Source organism: Borborobacter xinjiangensis, from assembly GCF_047739745.1.
In the GTDB taxonomy this organism is placed as follows: Bacteria; Pseudomonadota; Alphaproteobacteria; order Rhizobiales; family Rhizobiaceae; genus Pseudaminobacter.
Window position 1 is genome coordinate 1 of the sequence record NZ_JBLLVA010000092.1, and the last position, 790, is coordinate 790.

A 790-nucleotide genomic window follows, 5' to 3' on the forward strand; every position below is an offset into this window, starting at 1 on the left:
CCATACCGTGATCCAGGGCGACCTGAACGGCGATGGCGTGCATGACTTCGAGATGCAGTTGCAGGGGCTGGTCAATCTGAGCGCTCAGGATTTCGTCCTGTAGCACGCATCCCGCCAACGCAGGCCGCAGCCCAGTGCTGCGGCCTGTAAACGCCGTCGACGGTTTCGACATTTGGCAGCCCGCACTATTTGGTAGCCTGCGCAATGATGGCATCGCGCGCCACGGCGCCATGTTCTGAATGAGAACAACGCCGGACTCGTAGGAGCAGTACTGCCCAGATCTTCACTCGGAACGACTCCGCGATCGCCGTCCGCCGGTGCGTCCAGCCGAGATCCATGCGATTGAGTTAATCCTCGAATTTGCAGCGCATCGGCCCTCAAAGCCGGGCTATGTAACCGAGGGATCAGGCGGCGAGGCGTCGGTCCGGCGGCGCTTGTGTCGCCCATTCCGCCGTCTAGAGCGCCGTGCGGATTTTGTGAATCGGGGATTCCGCTAAAGAGGTTGTCGTGATTCACTCTCTTCATGAGGGGGTGATTTGCGATGCCGAAGACGCTTTCGATGAATCTGCGTGAGCGTGTTGTGCGTCATGTTGCGGACGGTCATTCGCGCCGTAAGGCGGCGGAGAAGTTTTCGGTTTCCGCCAGTTCGGCGGTGCGGATCGTGGCGCGCCACGCGGCGACGGGAAGCATGGCGCCGAAGCGGGGCAAGACCGCGTCCGCAGCATCCGTCTTCCCACGCTTCACGTAAGGCTCACATGAGGAGGGTTGGATCAAGCATGTTTGTTCAAGC

General features: G+C 60.8%; 1 pseudogene. It reads right to left on the reverse strand.

Annotated elements, in window-relative coordinates:
- Nucleotides 1–600: 600 nt before the first annotated feature.
- Nucleotides 601–790 (reverse strand): annotated as a pseudogene (locus ACLKMW_RS26470) (hypothetical protein); the annotation flags it as partial.